Source organism: Actinomyces sp. S6-Spd3 (assembly GCF_000758755.1).
Classification (GTDB): domain Bacteria; phylum Actinomycetota; class Actinomycetes; order Actinomycetales; family Actinomycetaceae; genus Pauljensenia.
In genome coordinates this window covers 1-912 of record NZ_JRMV01000124.1, presented here as the reverse complement: position 1 = coordinate 912, position 912 = coordinate 1, and the positions used below count along the sequence as shown (strand labels likewise).

2 protein-coding genes are annotated in these 912 nt (G+C 57.1%); one reads left to right on the top strand and one right to left on the bottom strand.

Annotation, left to right across the window (positions count from 1 at the left end):
- A partial coding sequence (locus HMPREF1627_RS00755; protein ID WP_034500333.1) for a DUF5692 family protein occupies positions 1-425 on the top strand: 425 nt, incomplete at its 5' end.
- A 98-nt stretch (positions 426-523) separates the two neighbouring features.
- Here the strand turns inward: HMPREF1627_RS00755 and HMPREF1627_RS00750 are convergent.
- Positions 524-912, bottom strand: a 389-nt coding sequence (locus tag HMPREF1627_RS00750; protein WP_034500332.1) for a magnesium transporter, incomplete at its 5' end; no start/stop codon positions are given.

The window sequence follows — 912 nt, the reverse complement described above, 5'->3', positions numbered from 1 at the left end:
ACTGCCTGTCTGATCGCGCGTGGTATTCGGGCGTTGCTCTGCTTGCGGCATGTACCATTTCGGCGTTCATGAAGATGGGGCGAGGTGCTTGGATCCAGTACCGGGCTTACACCCTCACGTTCTGGTCCGCATTTGTGCTCACGTTCCCACGGTTTACCTATGAGACTCAGTTCGCGCACGAGCACAGCCAAAACCCGACGGCAATGTTCACCATCGCCTTCTTGGCGCTCGTGTTCAACGCGGGCTTGTTTGTCTACCACATCTGGTGGATCGTAAAGACGAAGCGTAATCCGCTAAAGGTTGAGCTTTACCCGGATGCCTTTGGCAACCCGAAGCTCATTAGCGAGACGGCTACCGATGAGGTCAAGCAGCGTATTGCAAACCGCATTGGCAAGACGGTTCAAGAGGCTGGTTTTAGCCGGTAGAGGTTGAAAAGAGCTGATATTGGTTGGAGGGCGCGGCGGCGCCCTCCAACTTTTTGTTACGAGGCTGTGGTCTGCCCTTCGCCTCAATAAAGAGGTTGTTAGATACCGAGTACCGCCTTGGCGACGAGGAAGTAGATGACCAGACCGGTGGCATCCACCAGCGTTGTAATGAATGGGTTTGCAAACACGGCCGGGTCCACGCCGATCTTGCGGGCGATGAGGGGCATGGTGCCGCCCACGGTTGCAGCTAGAGTGCAGATTGCCAAGAGGGTTAGGCCAATCACCATGCCGATCTGGGTGCTGTAGAAGACCGACGCGGCTAGGAATCCGATCGCTCCGAGCATGAAGCCGAGGAGTAGGCCGATGCGGATCTCACGGCCCATCACTTTTAATACGTCGCGCGGGCGCACATCACCGAGTGCCAGTGCGCGTGTAACGGTTGTTGCCGCCTGGTTGCCCGTGTTTCCGCCCGTTCCGATTAGGAGGG